General features: G+C 60.6%; 16 protein-coding genes, 1 tRNA gene and 1 pseudogene. 11 read left to right on the forward strand and 7 right to left on the reverse strand.

Features of this window, described 5'->3' with window-relative positions:
• Positions 1-28 precede the first annotated feature (28 nt).
• The 3 genes from QMG79_RS04260 (at position 29) to QMG79_RS04270 (ending at position 2,755) form a co-directional block, all read left to right on the forward strand.
• The gene (locus tag QMG79_RS04260; protein ID WP_283537297.1) at positions 29-1,225 is read left to right on the forward strand and encodes a glycosyltransferase; all 1,197 of its coding nucleotides are present in this window, start codon (positions 29-31) and stop codon (positions 1,223-1,225) included.
• 74 nt (positions 1,226-1,299) lie between these two features.
• Positions 1,300-1,373 (forward strand) — tRNA-Ile (locus QMG79_RS04265).
• Between the two features lie 191 nt (positions 1,374-1,564).
• Complete coding sequence (locus QMG79_RS04270) at positions 1,565-2,755, forward strand: acyl-CoA dehydrogenase family protein (RefSeq protein WP_283537298.1); 1,191 nt, start codon at positions 1,565-1,567, stop codon at positions 2,753-2,755.
• 150 nt (positions 2,756-2,905) lie between these two features.
• Here QMG79_RS04270 and QMG79_RS04275 read toward each other — a convergent pair.
• Positions 2,906-3,517 (reverse strand): annotated as a pseudogene (locus tag QMG79_RS04275) (M23 family metallopeptidase); the annotation flags it as partial.
• Between the two features lie 237 nt (positions 3,518-3,754).
• Between QMG79_RS04275 and rpsB the strand changes: the two are divergent.
• The 6 genes from rpsB to QMG79_RS04305 all read left to right on the forward strand — a co-directional run bounded on the left by rpsB (position 3,755) and on the right by QMG79_RS04305 (position 8,745).
• Complete coding sequence (gene rpsB, locus QMG79_RS04280) at positions 3,755-4,633, forward strand: 30S ribosomal protein S2 (protein WP_283537299.1); 879 nt, start codon at positions 3,755-3,757, stop codon at positions 4,631-4,633.
• A 130-nt stretch (positions 4,634-4,763) separates the two neighbouring features.
• The gene (gene tsf, locus QMG79_RS04285; RefSeq protein WP_283537300.1) at positions 4,764-5,600 is read left to right on the forward strand and encodes a translation elongation factor Ts; all 837 of its coding nucleotides are present in this window, start codon (positions 4,764-4,766) and stop codon (positions 5,598-5,600) included.
• Positions 5,601-5,730: 130 nt separating this feature from the next.
• Entirely contained in the window at positions 5,731-6,468 is a 738-nt protein-coding gene (gene pyrH, locus QMG79_RS04290) for a UMP kinase (protein WP_283537301.1), read from the forward strand.
• Positions 6,469-6,587: 119 nt separating this feature from the next.
• A complete protein-coding gene (gene frr, locus QMG79_RS04295; protein WP_283537302.1) occupies positions 6,588-7,145 on the forward strand; it encodes a ribosome recycling factor in 558 nt (185 codons plus the stop codon).
• The gene (locus tag QMG79_RS04300; protein WP_283537303.1) at positions 7,145-8,068 is read left to right on the forward strand and encodes a phosphatidate cytidylyltransferase; all 924 of its coding nucleotides are present in this window, start codon (positions 7,145-7,147) and stop codon (positions 8,066-8,068) included. The genes frr and QMG79_RS04300 overlap by 1 nt, the downstream gene beginning before the upstream one ends.
• A gap of 137 nt (positions 8,069-8,205) precedes the next feature.
• On the forward strand, positions 8,206-8,745 hold the full coding sequence (locus QMG79_RS04305) for a DivIVA domain-containing protein (protein ID WP_283537372.1): 540 nt from the start codon (positions 8,206-8,208) through the stop codon (positions 8,743-8,745).
• A 6-nt stretch (positions 8,746-8,751) separates the two neighbouring features.
• Here the strand turns inward: QMG79_RS04305 and QMG79_RS04310 are convergent, their stop codons facing one another.
• The 4 genes from QMG79_RS04310 to QMG79_RS04325 form a co-directional block, all read right to left on the reverse strand.
• Positions 8,752-10,212 carry a sodium/solute symporter gene (locus QMG79_RS04310; protein WP_283537304.1) on the reverse strand — a complete coding sequence of 487 codons (1,461 nt, stop codon included), beginning with the start codon at positions 10,210-10,212 and terminating at the stop codon, positions 8,752-8,754.
• 7 nt (positions 10,213-10,219) lie between these two features.
• Positions 10,220-10,570: a hypothetical protein gene (locus tag QMG79_RS04315; protein ID WP_283537305.1), complete on the reverse strand. Its 351-nt coding sequence runs from the start codon at positions 10,568-10,570 to the stop codon at positions 10,220-10,222.
• Positions 10,567-11,292 (reverse strand): LytR/AlgR family response regulator transcription factor, encoded by a 726-nt coding sequence (locus tag QMG79_RS04320; RefSeq protein WP_283537306.1) that lies wholly within the window; start codon positions 11,290-11,292, stop codon positions 10,567-10,569. Before QMG79_RS04320 ends, QMG79_RS04315 begins: the two co-directional genes overlap by 4 nt.
• A 67-nt stretch (positions 11,293-11,359) precedes the next feature.
• Positions 11,360-12,559, reverse strand: a complete 1,200-nt coding sequence (locus QMG79_RS04325; protein ID WP_283537307.1) for a sensor histidine kinase — start codon at positions 12,557-12,559, stop codon at positions 11,360-11,362.
• A 166-nt stretch (positions 12,560-12,725) separates the two neighbouring features.
• Between QMG79_RS04325 and QMG79_RS04330 the strand changes: the two genes are divergently transcribed.
• Together QMG79_RS04330 and QMG79_RS04335 are read left to right on the forward strand one after the other, a co-directional pair.
• Positions 12,726-13,136 (forward strand): DUF485 domain-containing protein, encoded by a 411-nt coding sequence (locus tag QMG79_RS04330; RefSeq protein ID WP_283537373.1) that lies wholly within the window; start codon positions 12,726-12,728, stop codon positions 13,134-13,136.
• Positions 13,133-14,749, forward strand: a complete 1,617-nt coding sequence (locus tag QMG79_RS04335; RefSeq protein WP_283537308.1) for a monocarboxylic acid transporter — start codon at positions 13,133-13,135, stop codon at positions 14,747-14,749. Before QMG79_RS04330 ends, QMG79_RS04335 begins: the two co-directional genes overlap by 4 nt.
• Positions 14,750-14,843: 94 nt before the next feature.
• Here the strand turns inward: QMG79_RS04335 and QMG79_RS04340 are convergent, their stop codons facing one another.
• Positions 14,844-15,503, reverse strand: a complete 660-nt coding sequence (locus QMG79_RS04340) for a hypothetical protein (protein ID WP_283537309.1) — start codon at positions 15,501-15,503, stop codon at positions 14,844-14,846.
• 97 nt (positions 15,504-15,600) lie between these two features.
• Complete coding sequence (locus QMG79_RS04345) at positions 15,601-16,086, reverse strand: Lrp/AsnC family transcriptional regulator (protein ID WP_283537374.1); 486 nt, start codon at positions 16,084-16,086, stop codon at positions 15,601-15,603.
• Between the last annotated feature and the right edge of the window lie 358 nt (positions 16,087-16,444).

The raw sequence follows: 16,444 nt of genomic DNA on the forward strand, positions 1-16,444 counted from the left end.
TACATCGCAACCACCAGGAGCACTCAACGTGACGACGTCCGGTACACAGCGACCCCTGACCATCTTGATTGCGGCGGATACCTACCCGCCGCACATCAACGGAGCAGCTCAATTCAGCTTCCGGCTAGCCAAAGGCATGACTGGCCGGGGACATAATGTCCATGTCCTCGCTTGCCGTGCGGATAATGGCAAGAGCTACACCGAATTCCGGTCAGAGGCTACAGTCCACCGGCTCCACTCCCACGGGGTGTTCACCCACGAGTACTTTCGGATCTGCCTTGCCTGGGAGATCAAGAAGGAAATCAGCCTGTTGTTCGATCGGGTGCAGCCGGATGTGGTGCATATTCAGAGCCACTACATGATTGGCAAGGCAGTGCTGGAGGAAGCTGTACGCCGTGGCGTGCGGATCGTCGCCACCAACCACTTCATGCCCGAAAACCTGAATCCCTTCCTACCGTTCCCGCGCTGGCTCAAGAATCGCGTGGGCCGCGTCTCGTGGCGGGATATGGGCACCGTGATGGGCAAGGCCGACGTCGTCACCACGCCCACGCCGCTTGCCGCCAAAGCGATGCACCAGCATGCCCTCCTCACCGATGTGCTCCCGCTGTCCAACGGGATTGACTCGGCTGCCTATGAGGTCCAGCCGGGCGAGGATATCGAACCACATGCGCATCCCACCATTCTTTTTGCTGGCCGTCTCGCCGACGAGAAGCACGTGGATGTCCTGATCAAAGCCGTTGCACAGACCCCCGACGCGCTGAATGTGCACCTCGAAATTGTTGGCGGCGGCGAGGTTCGTCCGGCACTTGAAGCGCTGGTTGACAGGCTCGGGCTGCAGAACCGTGTGCGGTTCCTTGGCCTTGCCACGGATGAGGACCTTCGACGCGCCTACATCCGGGCTGATCTGTTCTGTATGCCGGGAACAGCCGAGCTCCAGTCGCTCGTGACACTCGAGGCGATGTCAGCATCAACCCCCGTTGTCCTTGCGGATGCCATGGCCCTGCCGCACCTGGTCCGTGACGGCGAGAACGGCTTCCTGTTCCGGCCCATGGATGCTCATGACCTTGCAGCCAAAATCACCAGGATCTTTGAACTTCCCGATCACCAGCGCGCTGCCATGGGCAAGATCAGCCGTGAAATGGTGGAGCCGCACAGCATGCAGGGGACGCTCCAGACATTCGAAGATCTTTACTACGGCGCCGTGCCCGGGGACAAAGTGGTCTGACACGCGGTTCGCTGTTTGCTAGAGTGTTTGTGCTACTCAGTGGCCAGGGCATGATGTTCTGCCGTGATGGGCGTGGGGCCATAGCTCAGCTGGTTAGAGCGCGGGACTCATAATCCTAAGGTCCTCGGTTCAAGTCCGAGTGGCCCTACAGTAAGAACGAACCAAAGGGAGCCTGCAGCACCATGCAGGCTCCCTTTGGCGTACCTGGACCGGCATGTCCCTGAGCGATAGGCGATCTGCGGGGTCTTTCCATTCCTTGGGATCTGCGGTAAGTTACTGACCAGTAACATAAGCCCGTGTCTGGGCACTGGTCACAGCCGATCACCCAAGGAGCGCATCATGTCCAAAGCAGCCGTTGATATCAACAATCTTCCCTATGCTGACGGAGACTTTTTTGCATTCGAGGAGCTGCTCACTGCCAAGGAGAGGGACCGCTTGGCGGAAATCCGAGCCTTCCTTGCCGCTGAGGTGAAGCCCATTGCTGTCGACTGCTGGAACCGGGCCGAATTCCCGATGGACCTGATCCCTAAACTGGCCGAAATTGACATGGTGAGTCCAGTTCGGCGGCAGGGATACTCAAATCTTTTTGCTGGCCTGATGCATGCGGAGGCTACTCGGGCAGATACGTCCATTGCCACGTTCATGGGAGTTCATGACGGACTGTTCACCGGATCGATTGAAGCGCTCGCATCGGAGGAACAGAAGGATGCCTGGCTGCCTGACATCTATGCGATGAAGAAAATTGGTGCTTTCGGACTCACTGAGCCGCTGGGTGGGTCGGACGTGGCGGGCGGAACCCGCACCACGGCGCGTCGTGACGGCGACACCTGGATCCTGAACGGTGCCAAGAGGTGGATTGGCAACGCAACGTTTTCGGACTGGGTGGTTGTCTACGCCAAGGACGTTGCGGACAACCAGGTCAAGGGCTTCCTGGTGGATACTAAACTTGCGGGATTTACGGCCACGAAAATTGAGAACAAGATCGCACTCCGGACAGTCCAGAATGCTGACATCACGCTTGAGAACGTAGTGGTGCCGCACTTCAACAAGTTGGCCAACGCCAACAGCTTCCGGGACACCAACAAGGTTCTTAAAGTTACCCGCCTTGGGGTGGCCTGGCAGGCGGTGGGCCAGCAGCTTGCTGCTTTTGACGTGGCGAGGCGGTACGCCGTCGAACGTGAGCAGTTTGGCCGCCCCTTGGCTTCATTCCAGTTGGTGCAGAGTCAGCTGGTCCAGATTCTCGGCAATGCTGTCAGCTCCATGGGCATGATGGTCCGGTTGTCCCAGCTTGAGGACGCAGGGCAGGCCAAGGACGAACAGTCTGCTCTGGCCAAGGCTTTCACCACGGCAAGAATGCGAGAAAGCGTTGCCATTGGCCGCAGCCTTCTGGGCGGTAACGGCATTGTCACCGATTACGAGATGGCTAAAATCTTCTCCGATGCTGAAGCCATCTACTCCTACGAGGGCACTCATGAAATCAATACCCTCGTAACTGGCCGTTCTATCACCGGAATTTCCGCCATCGTCTGACGGAGTGCGACCATAAGGCGACTCCGCAGACAGCCCTTGTACCCGAAGGGGCAGCAGGACGGAAGGCCGGAGGTCCAGGAAGAACTGCAGGGGATTGATGTACGTGTCTGCCCTCCTGACGCCCCAGTGCAGGCAGGGTTCGGGCGTGCAATGACCTTGTTCCAGGTGCCCAATAACTTGCCCGGCGGTGACAGTTTCACCCTCGGAGACCGATGCTGTAACGGGTTCGAAACTGCTCCTGAGCCCGTCTCCGTGGTCAAGGGTCAGGACGGGTCGGTTCACAACGAATCCCGCGAAGCTGATGACTCCCGCCTGGGGCGCCAGGACTGTGGGTCCGCCGGTTCCTTCTGCCAGATCCACCCCTCGGTGCCCGCTCAGCCATGGTTGGGGCGGTGGATCGAACCCCCGGATCACCGCTTCCCGGATCACGGCGGGCCTTGGCGATAGGGGCCAGGTCCACCCGCTGCTGGATGGCCGTTCAGGGCCGTCGATATCCAGGGCTGTGGAGGGTATCCCCGAGGGGCCTGCGACCATGGACAGGGTTAGGAGCAGGCAAACTCCCCATCGCTGCAAGTGCGTAGGCTCGGCGTTTATCAGGTGTGTCATGGATCTAGCATCCGCCAGGTGGCGCTGCTGCTCGCCGCGGAATTCGACCAATGTGGACAAGTCATGCCAGCCTTTTGGCGTCTGTCCGTTGGTGCTCCCTGTAGTACACTTTGAGGAGCAGTTTGCTGTGCCCCCAGGAATTCCAGCATGTCTCATTCAGAGGTGTGGGGGAGCGGCGGCTGACTACGCGTATCCAGCCCTGACCCAAAATGACACCTGTGTCATTGGTCCAGGATTGGGCTTCTTGCGGTCGGGCACTGTGTGCCCGATGAGAATGCCCAATGGATGCCAGGAGCCAAGCCCGTCCGGGTGCGGCTAACAAACCGTCAACTATGGCAGGGTAAGAGCGGCCGTGTGCCCTCTCATGAATGACCTGTCGGAAGGAGCGTCGGCATGCCCGTCGTAACTATGCGCCAGCTGCTTGACAGCGGCGTCCACTTTGGACACCAGACACGTCGTTGGAACCCGAAGATGAAGCGATTCATCTTCACGGAGCGCAACGGCATCTACATCATTGACCTCCAGCAGTCGCTGTCCTACATTGACCGCGCCTTCGAGTTCGTGAAGGCCACCGTTGCACACGGTGGAACTGTCCTCTTCGTCGGCACCAAGAAGCAGGCGCAGGAATCAATCGCAGAGCAGGCCACCCGTGTTGGCCAGCCCTACGTCAACCAGCGTTGGCTCGGCGGCATGCTCACCAACTTCCAGACCGTCTCCAAGCGCATCCAGCGCATGAAGGAACTCGAAGAGATCGACTTCGATGACGTAGCTGGTTCGGCTTACACCAAGAAGGAACTGCTCCTTCTTCGCCGTGAGCTCACCAAGCTGGAGACCAACCTGGGCGGTATCCGCAACCTGACCAAGGCACCGTCCGTGCTCTGGATCGTGGACACCAAGAAGGAGCACCTCGCCGTTGACGAGGCCAAGAAGCTGAACATCCCCGTGGTGGCTATCCTGGACACCAACTGCGATCCCGATGAAGTTGACTTCCCGATCCCGGGTAACGATGACGCCATCCGCTCCGTGAACCTCCTGACCCGCGTTGTCGCTGACGCCGTTGCAGAGGGCCTGATCGCTCGCAACCAGCGCGCAACGGGTACCACGGAAACTCCGGAAGAGCCCCTCGCCGAGTGGGAGCGCGAACTTCTCGAAGGCAACAAGGCAGAAGAAACTGCACCGGTTGCGGCAGAGGCAGCTCCGGCAGCCGATGCAGCACCCGTAGCTGAGGAAGCACCGGCAGCAGCCGAGGCACCCGCGGCTGACGCCAAGTAATACTGCTCCACAGCGTAGTTCCCGGGCCTGTCCGCAGAGCCTGGGCCACTGACAGGATGGCCGCCCCATTGGTGGGGGGCCATCCTGTCAGTCACGTACACCACATACATTTCTAGACAGAGGGGTTCACATGGCGAACTACACTGCTGCTGACATCAAGGCCCTGCGCGAGCGCACCGGCGCCGGCATGATGGATGTCAAGAAGGCTCTCGACGAGGCAAACGGCGACGCCGAGAAGGCCATCGAGATCATCCGTATCAAGGGCCTCAAGGGCGCCACCAAGCGCGAGGGGCGATCAACCGCTGAAGGCCTGGTGGCCGCGAAGGTCACCGCAGGCGTCGGCGTCATGATCGAGGTCAACTGCGAGACTGACTTCGTTGCCAAGGCTGACAAGTTTGTTCAGCTTGCTGACAGGGTCCTCAGCATTGCAGTCGAGTCCGGCGCAGCCGACCTCGAGACACTCCTGGCTGTTGAGGTTGACGGAAAGCCGCTCTCCGAGGTTGTTATCGAAGAGGGCGCCGTACTGGGCGAGAAGGTTGTTGTCCGCCGGCTCTCCCGCGTCGAAGGCCCCACCGTTGATGCTTACCTGCACAAGACCTCCAAGGATCTGCCTGCACAGGTTGGTGTCCTGTTCGCCGTTGACGGCGAAGGCGCAGAAGCTGCCACGGCTGCCCACGATGTTGCAGTCCACATCGCGGCCATGTCCCCGAACTACCTCAGCCGCGAAGACGTCCCGGCTGAACTGGTTGAATCCGAGCGGCGCATCGCCGAGGAAACCGCCAAGGCTGAAGGCAAGCCTGAAGCAGCAATGACCAAAATTGTCGAAGGCCGTGTCACTGGCTTCTTCAAGGGCGAGGTCCTTTTGGACCAGGCATTCGCCAAAGATGCCAAGAAGTCAGTGGCTCAGGTCCTTTCAGAGGCCGGAGTCAAGGGCACTGCGTTCACGCGGTACCGCGTCGGCGCCTAGTCGATAGCGCAAAGGGGCGGTCACCTTGGTGGCCGCCCCTTTTGCATGCTCTGCCACAGACCCGTCCTGAGGGATGTGATCGTGGGGCGGGCAGGATAATCTTTTCAGAGTTCACCAACGGGAAGGCATCATGGAAGCCGTCAATACTTCAGTCACGTCAGGGAAGAGCAGGCGCCGGGTCCTTCTGAAACTCTCAGGAGAAGTTTTCGGTGGCGGTAAATTGGGAGTCGACCCCGAGACAGTTCGCGGCGTGGCCCGTCAGATTGCAGCAGCGGTCAACGACGTCGAAATTGCCATTGTGGTCGGCGGCGGTAACTTCTTCCGCGGTGCCGAACTTTCGCAGAGCGGCATGGACCGATCCCGCGCCGATTATATGGGAATGCTGGGTACCGTCATGAACTGTCTGGCACTCCAGGACTTCCTAGAGCAGGCTGGCGTAGGCACCCGGGTCCAGAGCGCCATCACCATGGGGCAGGTTGCGGAAGCCTACATTCCCCGTCGTGCCATCAGGCATATGGAAAAGAATCGCGTTGTCATCTTCGGTGCGGGCGCGGGCCTTCCGTACTTCTCCACCGACACGGTAGCTGCCCAGCGCGCGCTGGAGGTCCACGCTGATGTCGTCCTGATGGCCAAAAGCGGCGTCGACGGCGTCTACACGGCAGATCCCAAGAAGGACCCCACAGCGGAGAAACTCGAGACGCTCAGCTATGACGATGCCCTCCGTCGGGACATCCGGGTTATGGACCAGACAGCAATGACCATGTGCAAGGACAACAACCTTTCCATGGTGGTCTTCGGAATGGAAGGCGAGGGTAACGTGACCCGTGCCATTCTTGGCGAGCAGCTGGGTACACTCGTCACTCCCTAGCTCGGGCTAGGATGATTCGAGGACGTTCCGGCCTTTGGGGTCGGGGCAGGGAAACCCAGCCACCAGCATGCCGGGTCCGGCAGTAACCAGGGCCCGTATACATTTTTTGAGGAGAGACAGTGATAGAAGACACCTTGCTCGAAGCCGAAGAGAAGATGGACAAGGCCATAGAGGTTGCCAAGGAAGACTTCGCTGCCATCCGAACGGGCCGCGCCAACCCAGGCCTCTACAACAAGGTCTTGGTCGACTACTACGGTTCACCCACCCCGCTGCAGCAGCTGGCGTCATTTGCCATCCCGGACGCCCGCACTATCCTGATCACGCCGTTCGACAAGACTGCGCTGCGGGACATAGAGCGGGCCCTGAGTGACTCCGAGGTCGGTGCCAACCCGTCAAACGATGGAAACGTCATCCGGATCACCATCCCGGACCTGACGCAGGAACGTCGCAAGGAATACGTCAAGATCGTCAAGACAAAAGCCGAGGACGCCAAAGTTTCCATCCGCAACATCCGCCGTAAAGCCAAGGAAGGTCTCGACCGGCTGGTCAAGGACGGCGAGGCTGGTGAAGATGATGGCAGCCGCGCCGAGAAAGAACTCGATGGGCTGACCAAGTCCCATGTGGACGGTATTGATGAGCTGCTCAAGCGCAAGGAAGCTGAGCTGCTCGAGGTCTGATGAGCGCTTCAGAGCCGGTTCCTGTTCCGCGGGTTCGTCCCCGCGGGCGGGTACCACGCGCCAACCCGACACCCAAAGCCGGCAGGGACCTCCCTGCCGCCATCGGCGTCGGACTTTTCCTCCTCCTTGGCGTCCTGGGAGGCCTGCTGTTCCTGCCGCTGGCGTTTGTGGCATTTATTACTGCCCTTGCCGTCCTGGGCGTCTGGGAAATCTACCGGGCACTGGAAACGAACGGCACGCGAATGCCGATCATCCCCGTCATGACCGGCACCGTGGCCATGCCTATTGCCTCCTACCTCGGTGGCGTGGAGGCCCTGTTGTTTACGGTTGTCATGACCGGGTTTGCCGTGCTTCTGTGGCGTTCCATTGACGGCTCGGCTGGCTCGGCCAACAGCATCTTCGCCGGTGTTTTTACCCTTGCCTGGGTGCCCTTCATGATCGGGTTTGCGGCGCTCCCGCTCCATCCGGCCGGAACGTCCGCAACGCTCGGCTTCTGGGACGGCGGAGTAATCCCCGACGGCGCGTGGCAGATCGCCGTGATGCTCCTCCTCGTCGTCTCCAACGATACGTTCGGCTATCTTGTGGGTGCCATCTTCGGAAAGCACCCCATGGCGCCGAAGATCAGCCCAAAAAAGTCCTGGGAGGGTTTTGCCGGATCTTTGGGCGGAGCGGCCGTGGTTGGGATCCTTGCCACTATTTTTGTCCTGGACCGCCCCTGGTGGGTTGGCGTGGTGCTCGCCGTTGCCATGGTGGTCGCTGCCACTGCTGGAGACTTTGCTGAATCCATGGTCAAACGCGAGCTTGGGGTTAAGGACATGAGCAGCATCCTGCCTGGCCATGGCGGTGTGATGGATCGCCTTGACTCAGTGGTTTTTGCCTCCCCGGCCGCCTACATCATCTTCGTCCTCGTCCCCGGCACCTGAAACCTGCACGACCTTCACAGCTGAGGATCCCGCAGGCACCAGCCATCCAACCTGATGTCGCCAGACCTGGCGAAACAGATCAAGGAAAGATAACCACAGTGGAAACCCAACGTCAGATCCCTGCAGCCTTCCAGCGGATGCCTCGCACGGAGTACGGTTACAACGCAAAGCAGGTTGACCAGTTCCTGCAGCGGGCACGGGTCTCCCTGGAGGCTGCCGAGCCGTCCCAGCGATCCATGAAGAGCCCGGATGTGCGCGGGGTATCGTTTGATCCTGTCAAGGGCGGCTACTCACCTGCCATGGTGGATGCGGCCCTTGACCGCCTGGAGGATGCATTTGCCCGCAGGGAGCGGGACGAACTGATTGCAGGTCAGGGCGAAGAGGCCTGGCTGCAGGAAATTGGGGCCCTGGCTGCAGTGCTTCGGGCGCGCCTGGACCGTCCGGCAGGGGAGCGCTTTCGACGTCCATCCAAATCAAAGGTCCGCAGCTACAACGTCGGTGACGTCGATAATCTGTGCACCGATCTGGTGGGCTACCTCGAACACGACAAACCAATGAGCGTTGATGGTATCCGGCGGGCCGTTTTCCGGCCTGCTTCCGGAGTTGAGGGTTATGAGGAATCCCAGGTGGATGCTTTCCTTGACCGCGTGGTTGAACTCATGGCGGCTATCGACTGAGGTTTTTTAGGGTCCCAGCGGCCGTTCTGGAACGTGGAGCCTGGTCATGACCCGGGTGAGCGTGGCAGGGATCCTGTGAGAGGTAACTCGGGAGACCACCACTGTCACCGCGAAGGCCGCTGGCACTGTCCATGCCGCTGGCTGGGCCACGAATGGCGGAAGTGCGTTTGATCCGTAGATCGCCCCCAGCACCATGGCACCGCCGCAGAGGGCGCCACCGGTCAGCATCCCGGTGATCGCACCGACGTCCGTCAGGCCACGCCACCAGATGCCCAGCAGCAGGACAGGGCAGATGGTCGAGGCAGTAAAGGCAAAGACGAGGCCCACGCTTCCTGCCAGAGCCAGGGAGTCCGTGAGGAAAGCAAACATCAGGGGGACGACGGCGGACACCACGGCAGCAAGCCGGAATCCCCTGACACCGCCGCCCAGGACGTCCTGGCTGATGACACCGGCAAGGGATACCACGAGCCCTGACGTCGTGGAGAGGAACGCAGCAAACGCACCTGCCACCACCAGGGCTGAGAGAAGGTCACCTGCGGTTCCGCCGACCAGCCGACCGGGCAGCAGGAGTACTACGGCGTCAGCCTGGCCAGCACGCGCAAGGTCCGGGGCGTAGATTCGAGCAATCAGTCCGTACAGGGTGGGGAACAGGTAGAAAACGGACAGCAGGCCCAGGACTATCAGGGTGGTTCGGCGCGCCGTTTTACCGTCTGGATTGGTGTAGAACCTGACCAGGACGTGAGGTAGCCCGAGGGTACCGAAAAGTAGGGCCACCAGGAGTGAAATATTTTGGTAGAGACCTGTTGGAGCCGCTCCCGTGGGATTCTCCGCCGGTGGTGCGACAGCCGGTAGGTTTGAGCCCAGGAGCAGGAGCAGGACAAACACCACAGGAATGGCAAGGGCCGTCAGTTTCAGCCAGTACTGGAATGCCTGGACGAAGGTGATGGACCGCATTCCACCAGAGACCACCGTAAGGATTACAACACTTGTGACTGCAACCGGGCCCACCCAGGACGGCAAACCGGTGGTGATTCGAATGGTCAGAGCAGCACCGTGGAGCTGGGGGACGATGTACAGCCATCCCACCAGAACCACCATCAGGCTGGTAACGCGCCGGACCGGGCGTGAATCGAGGCGTGCCTCGGTGAAATCCGGGATCGTGTAGGCGCCCGACCTCCGCAGCGGAGCCGCGACGAAAAGCAACAGCATCAGGTATCCAGCCGTGTAGCCGATGGGAAACCAGAGGGCGTCAGTTCCAGAGAGCAGGATCAATCCCGCGACCCCCAAGAAGCTTGCCGCGGAAAGATATTCCCCTCCAATGGCGGAGGCATTCCACCATGGACGGACAGTGCGCGAAGCGACGTAGAAGTCCCCTGTGGTCCGTGAGACACGAAGGCCGTAGAAGCCGATCAGCGCCGTGGCGATGCTGATACTTGCAAAGGCGGCAATACCAACAGCCGGGTTCACGGTCCGCTCACCGTTCGCCCGCCAGATCGCGGTAGCGCTCCTCGTTCCGGGCCGCCGTCCGGATGAAAAGCCACGCGCTCAGGGCAATCAGCGGGTAGATACCGGCACCGAGCAGCAGCCAGGCAAAGGGAATGCCGGCGATGGATATTTCATCCAGGCCCGGCACCGCTGCCACCAGGAAGGGCAGGGCAACCAGCAGCAGTAGGAACCCGCCGGCAACCACCAGGGCGAGTCGGAGTTGGGACCTGATCAGCGATCGGACAAAAAGTTGGCCTACCTCGGATTCCTCAGCTGTTTCTGGCCGCTGCGCAGGGGTGCTTGCCCCTGCCTGGGGACGCGTGACGCGGACTCGGGTCATGGCTGGGGCCTAATTCGGGTGGTACCGAGCTTTTCCCGAACGGCGGGCAGATGCCGCCGGCTGATGGGAAGCCGCGCACCGTCCACCGTCACGTGGGGCGACTCGGCACCGAGCTTTATAGCTGTGACATGCTTCAGTGCTACGAGGTAGGAGCGATGCAGGCGAAGGAACCCAGCGTCCGCCCACTGCTGCTCAAGATCTGCAAGGGGAATACGGATCAGATAGCTGGAATCAGCCGTATGGAGCCGTGCGTAGTCGCCCTGGGCCTGAACGTAGCGAACGTCGTCACGGCGGATCATTCTGGTGGTGGCTCCCTGGTCCACCGTAATCATTTCCGGCGCAGGTCCGGCCCCGGCGCCACGCAGCTGCTCGCTGATTCTGCTGACGGATCTGGCGAGACGCTCGCTGCGCACAGGTTTCAGCAGGTAGTCGACAGCTGCGAGCTCAAACGCCTCAAGGGCACAGTCCTCATCGGCTGTCACAAAAACTATGGCAGGAGTCCGTCCTGATCTGGCAATGGCCCGCGCGGTCTCCAACCCGGACACTGCAGGCATGTGGATGTCAAGGAAAATTGCGTCGATGGACTCTGTAGCGAGCAGGCGAAGGACCTCTGCCCCGGAGGAGGCACGATGGATGGCACCTATCCTTTCATCCCTGCGCAGCAGGAATGCAAGCTCTTCAACCGCGGGAAGCTCGTCATCAGCGACGAGAACAGTGATCATGCCTTACAGACTAGCGGTGGTGCCCCGCCGCAGTACCCTCCGGTGGCAGCCAGCCTTTCCGAGTCCGCTACACGGCGTTTCCAGGCTGAGATTTGGGGACTCGGAGAATCATCAGCGTTCCTTCTCCTGGAGCGGTTTCAATCACCAGTCCATGGTCATCACCATAAACCTGGCGCAATCGGACATCAACGTTGCGCAGGCCCACATGGTCTCCGTCGCTGTGCCCGGCGAGAACCGAGGCGAGGTGCTCAGGATCTATCCCGACGCCGTCGTCCTCGATCCTGACTTCTGCGTAAGCGCCGTCGTCCCGGGCAGTGATACTGATATGCCCGGCGCCTTCCTTCGCTTCGAGTCCGTGGCGCACAGCGTTTTCCACCAGCGGCTGCAGACTCAGGAAGGGGATGACGGTACTGAGAACCTCGGGGGCAATCTGGAGGTGTACCTGGACCCTGTCACCGAAGCGCGCCCGTTCCAGCAGTAGGTATCTGTCGATGCAGCGGAGTTCCTCGGCAAGGGTTGTGAAGTCTCCATGGCGACGGAAGGAATACCTGGTGAAATCGGCAAATTCAACGACTAGCTCCCTGGCGCGCTCAGGGTCGGTTGTAATGAAGGATGCGATTGCGTTCAGGGAGTTGTAGATGAAGTGCGGGCTGATCTGGGCCCTCAGGGCCCTGACCTCCGCTTCCATCAGGAGGATACGTGAGGCGTCCAGCTCTGCGAGTTCTACCTGTGTGGCAACCCAGTCAGCCACTTCGCCGGTGGCGCGGACCAGGCCCACGCCGGCCGTTGTGTTGGCCACTGCCACCACGCCGACAACCCGGGAACCGGCCCTGATGGGCGCAATAACCAGTGGAGGAGCCACCGCGGTCCCGCCGGAACCGAGCATGTCCACTTTTCCCGCTGGCAGCACCGTTGCCCGGCCGGTGGCCAGTACCGCCGTGGCGAGCTTCATGAGGAGCGGCCTGAGCTCCTCGTGCCCGCCGTCCCAGGCCAGGACAGTTGCGGTGTCGGTGATCGCCAGGGCATCGCAGGCCAACAGATCACGGAGTTGCTTGCTGGCCTTGGCCGCTCCAACCGGACTTAGGCCGGCCCTGAGGTGCTGCCCTGCCCGCGATGCCGCGTGCAGGGTGGTATAGGTGGCGCGTTCAGCGTCAGTCCCCAGATCGCGAAAAGACCGCAGGACTTTGATGCCAACGCCGACGACGGCGGCAATTGCCAGGGTGATCAGTGCAACTGCGGCGGCGCTCATCAGCGGAGAGTCTGGCATGGGCCCAGCGTAGCCGTGGATGCCGTTTGCCGCAGCACACCCGCCGTTGGGCGAGCATGAATCCGCTGGGGCGAATGTGGCCTGCATCACGGTGAACAGTGGAGCCATGCATCAGTGCACCAGGCGGGCCTCCGTGTGGGCCTGCATGACTCAATGAGGAGGAATGATGGGTAAAGATGCCCTAAACCCGGACGCCGTGGCGCCTGTGGACTTCCAAGAGGTCCAAGCGTCGGAGCAGTTCAAGGAGCTGCGCAAACGTCACCGAAGCTTTGTGTTTCCCATGGCCGTGGCATTCCTGCTGTGGTACCTGGCCTATGTCCTGCTTGCCGACTACGCGGTGGACTTCATGTCCACCAAGGTGTGGGGCAACATTAATATTGGCCTGATCCTTGGCCTCCTGCAGTTCGTGTCCACCTTTGCCATCACAAGCTTCTATGTCAGCTATTCCAACCGAAAGCTTGACCCGTTGGCCACCGAGATCAGGAACGAGCTTGAAGCACGCATCACCGCTCACGATCAGGCAGCTGTAGCCCACTCAGGCGCACGCGGTGGAAACGATGACGGGGTGACCACATGATCACCATCCCCATGGCAGTGGATGTAGCTGCCCTCAAGGACACCACGTTGCTCAACATCGGCATTTTTGTGCTGTTCGTGGCAGTGACAATGATTATCGTGCTCCGGGCCAGTCGCAACAACAAGACTGCTGCTGACTACTATGCTGCTGGACGCTCGTTCACTGGGTCCCAGAATGGCACTGCCATTGCAGGTGACTATCTCTCGGCAGCATCATTCCTTGGCATCACCGGAGCCATCGCCATCAATGGGTATGACGGATTCATGTATTCCATTGGATTCCTCGTGGCCTGGCTGGTAGCCCTGCTCCTCGTGGCTGAACTGCTGCGGAACACCGGAAAGTTCACCATGGCGGACGTACTGTCCTTCCGGCTCCGGCAACGTCCCGTGCGGATCGCCGCTGCCATTTCCACTCTTGCCGTCTGCTTCTTCTATCTTTTGGCGCAGATGGCTGGCGCGGGAAGCCTGGTGTCGTTGCTGCTGGGTATCAGTGACTGGGGCGGACAGGCACTTGTCATCATCGTTGTGGGCGCACTCATGATTGTGTACGTACTGATTGGTGGCATGAAGGGCACCACATGGGTACAGATCATCAAGGCCATCCTGCTCATTGCCGGTGCGGCAGTCATGACGCTCTGGGTCCTGGCCATTTACGGGTTCAATCTTTCAAGCCTCCTGGGCGCAGCTGTTGAAACATCTGGCAACCCGGCGGTCCTGAATCCGGGCCTGCAGTACGGCAAGTCCGAGGCGTCAAAGCTTGACTTCATGTCGCTGGCCATGGCCCTTGTTCTGGGTACAGCAGCGCTGCCCCACGTCCTTATGCGCTTCTACACGGTTCCCACCGCCAAGGAAGCACGCAAGTCAGTGGTCTGGTCCATCTGGTTGATTGGAATCTTCTACCTCTTCACGCTGGTACTTGGCTACGGGGCCGCAGCCCTGGTGGGCGCCGACACCATCAAGTCCGCTCCCGGTGGGGTTAATTCGGCAGCGCCGCTGCTCGCCTTCTACCTTGGTGGTCCCGTGCTCCTGGGCTTTATCTCAGCCGTGGCGTTCGCGACAATCCTTGCTGTTGTGGCGGGCCTGACAATCACAGCTGCTGCGTCGTTTGCCCACGATATTTACGCCAACGTCATTGCCAAGGGCAAGGCCGACGCCGAGACTGAGGTCAAGGTGGCCCGCCGAACGGTCGTGGTCATTGGCATCCTGGCCATCTTGGGTGGCATTTTTGCCAACGGACAGAACGTCGCCTTCCTGGTGGCGTTGGCCTTTGCGGTTGCCGCTTCAGCGAACCTCCCCACGATTGTCTACTCGCTCTTCTGGCGGAAGTTCACCACACAGGGAGCGGTGTGGAGCATGTACGGTGGGCTCGGTTCGGCAATAATCCTGATCATCTTCTCCCCGGTGGTCTCCGGTGGGGCGACCTCAATGATCAAAGACGCCAACTTCGCCCTCTTCCCGCTGAGCAACCCAGGAATCGTCTCCATCCCGCTCGCGTTCTTCTTGGGCTGGCTGGGGACAGTGCTGGACAAGAACAAGGAAGACCCGGCCAAGCAGGCTGAAATGGAAGTTCGATCGCTCACTGGTGTAGGCGCCGAGAAGGCAGTGGACCACTAGTCAGACATGCAAGGACAAACGCCCCGGACCGTCTGGTCCGGGGCGTTTCTTTAATGCTGCCGGGTTTCCCCAGGGTTCCTGCTGCCACCGACGGCTATGCCGCTGGGCGCAACTTCAGTTCAACCATGAGCAGTTCATCAGTCCCCGTAAAGCCATAGGCGAGATCTACGTTCTGGTCCTGGCAGGTAATCTGCCCGGATACGTTGGCCGTTGTGGTGCCATTGCTCACGTTTGATGAGAGCTCGCTATACGCCGCCGTGCAGCTGTCATTGAGGTTTAGGCTCGCAACGCCGGCCACGAACTCCTCCTTGCTCAGCTGTTCCTTAAGGGCAGGATCGAGGAACTCATCGTAGGCTTCCGCCGACTCACCGGCAATTACCTTGTTGGTGAAGTCATCGGCCAGTCCACCGACCTTGCTCGTGGCGTTGCCCAGGAAGCTGAACAGTACTATGCCCGCCACCACCAGTAGCGCAATCACTGCGCCCACAATGCCGAGGATGATCCACAGTTTCTTCCGGCTCTTGGCTGGAGGCTGCTCTCCTGGCAGCGCATAGGGTTCCCCTGGCCCGCTTGCGGGGTACTGCGCCGGGCCGGGGTGGTACATGGCCGACGGGGCAGGATGCTGCGCGGCGGGGACCGGTTCCTGAACCGTCGGCTGATGCACGGGTGGCGGCGGTGGAAGGGGTGGCCGGCCGGCGTTGGGGTCTTCCTGCGGCTGCCCTGCCTCGTTGTGCGGTTCAGGTGGGTTGCTCACTGATGAGCCTTTCCGGCAGAACGTGGGGAGCTGCCTTGGTGCTGGGGCACACCCGCAGGCGTCCCGGTCCGAAGAGTCGGATCCAGCCTATAGGTACTCAGTCCGCTGCGGAGCCGGGGCCAGACAACCTTTCAAGGAGTGGTTGGATGCGGAAGGGGACCAATTCCTGCATGGCAAGCGCAGTGTCTGTCCTGTCCACGCCGGGGCAGGCCAAGATCTTGCCGTTGATGCGGAAGAGGTCCTCGGCATCAAGGGCCACTACACGCAGCAGGATGTCTGCCGATCCGGTCAGGCCATAGGCTTCCAGAATCTCAGGAACAGCCGCCAGGTCCTTGGAGAGCTGTGCAAGCTTTTGCTGCTGCACGTGGACGGAGATGAACGCAGTCAGGGGATATCCCAGGGCCACAGGGTTGATTCTTCGTTCAAATGTCAGGAAAGCGTGCTTCTTCTCAAGCTGTGCCATGCGGGCCTGGACCGTGTTCCGGGAGAGCCCCAATTTCTGGGCCAGCGCCACGACCGTACGTCGTGGTTCGCGGGCCAGGGCTGCCAAAAGGCGGGCGTCGGTGCCATCCATCCGTTGCATAATGCGCAACATTAGCACTGGCAAATCGCCCCTCACAGTGCATCCTGCTCAACACCCCGTCCACTGGTTGTACGTCCTGCGCCCAGTGAGTAGTGTCACACTCATCCGGGTAAAGGCGCCCGGTATGCCGGCAGGGTCAAGAATCACGAGTTCTTGCAGCTGGCCAGACCGTGGAAGGTTGTGGATCGATGTTCACAGACGAAATGGGCCTCGGCGGTACACCCGCACCAGGCGCCCGGGACCATTCTCCCCAGGGAGCGCCGCAGCGCGCTGACCGAGACTCCCTCGATCACACTGACCAGAAGATGGTGCAGTTGGTCACGGCTCATGGAGAGCGGATCAGCAACCCGGAGTTTGA

The sequence above is a fragment of the Pseudarthrobacter sp. PS3-L1 genome, assembly GCF_030063285.1.
In the GTDB taxonomy this organism is placed as follows: Bacteria; Actinomycetota; Actinomycetes; order Actinomycetales; family Micrococcaceae; genus Arthrobacter.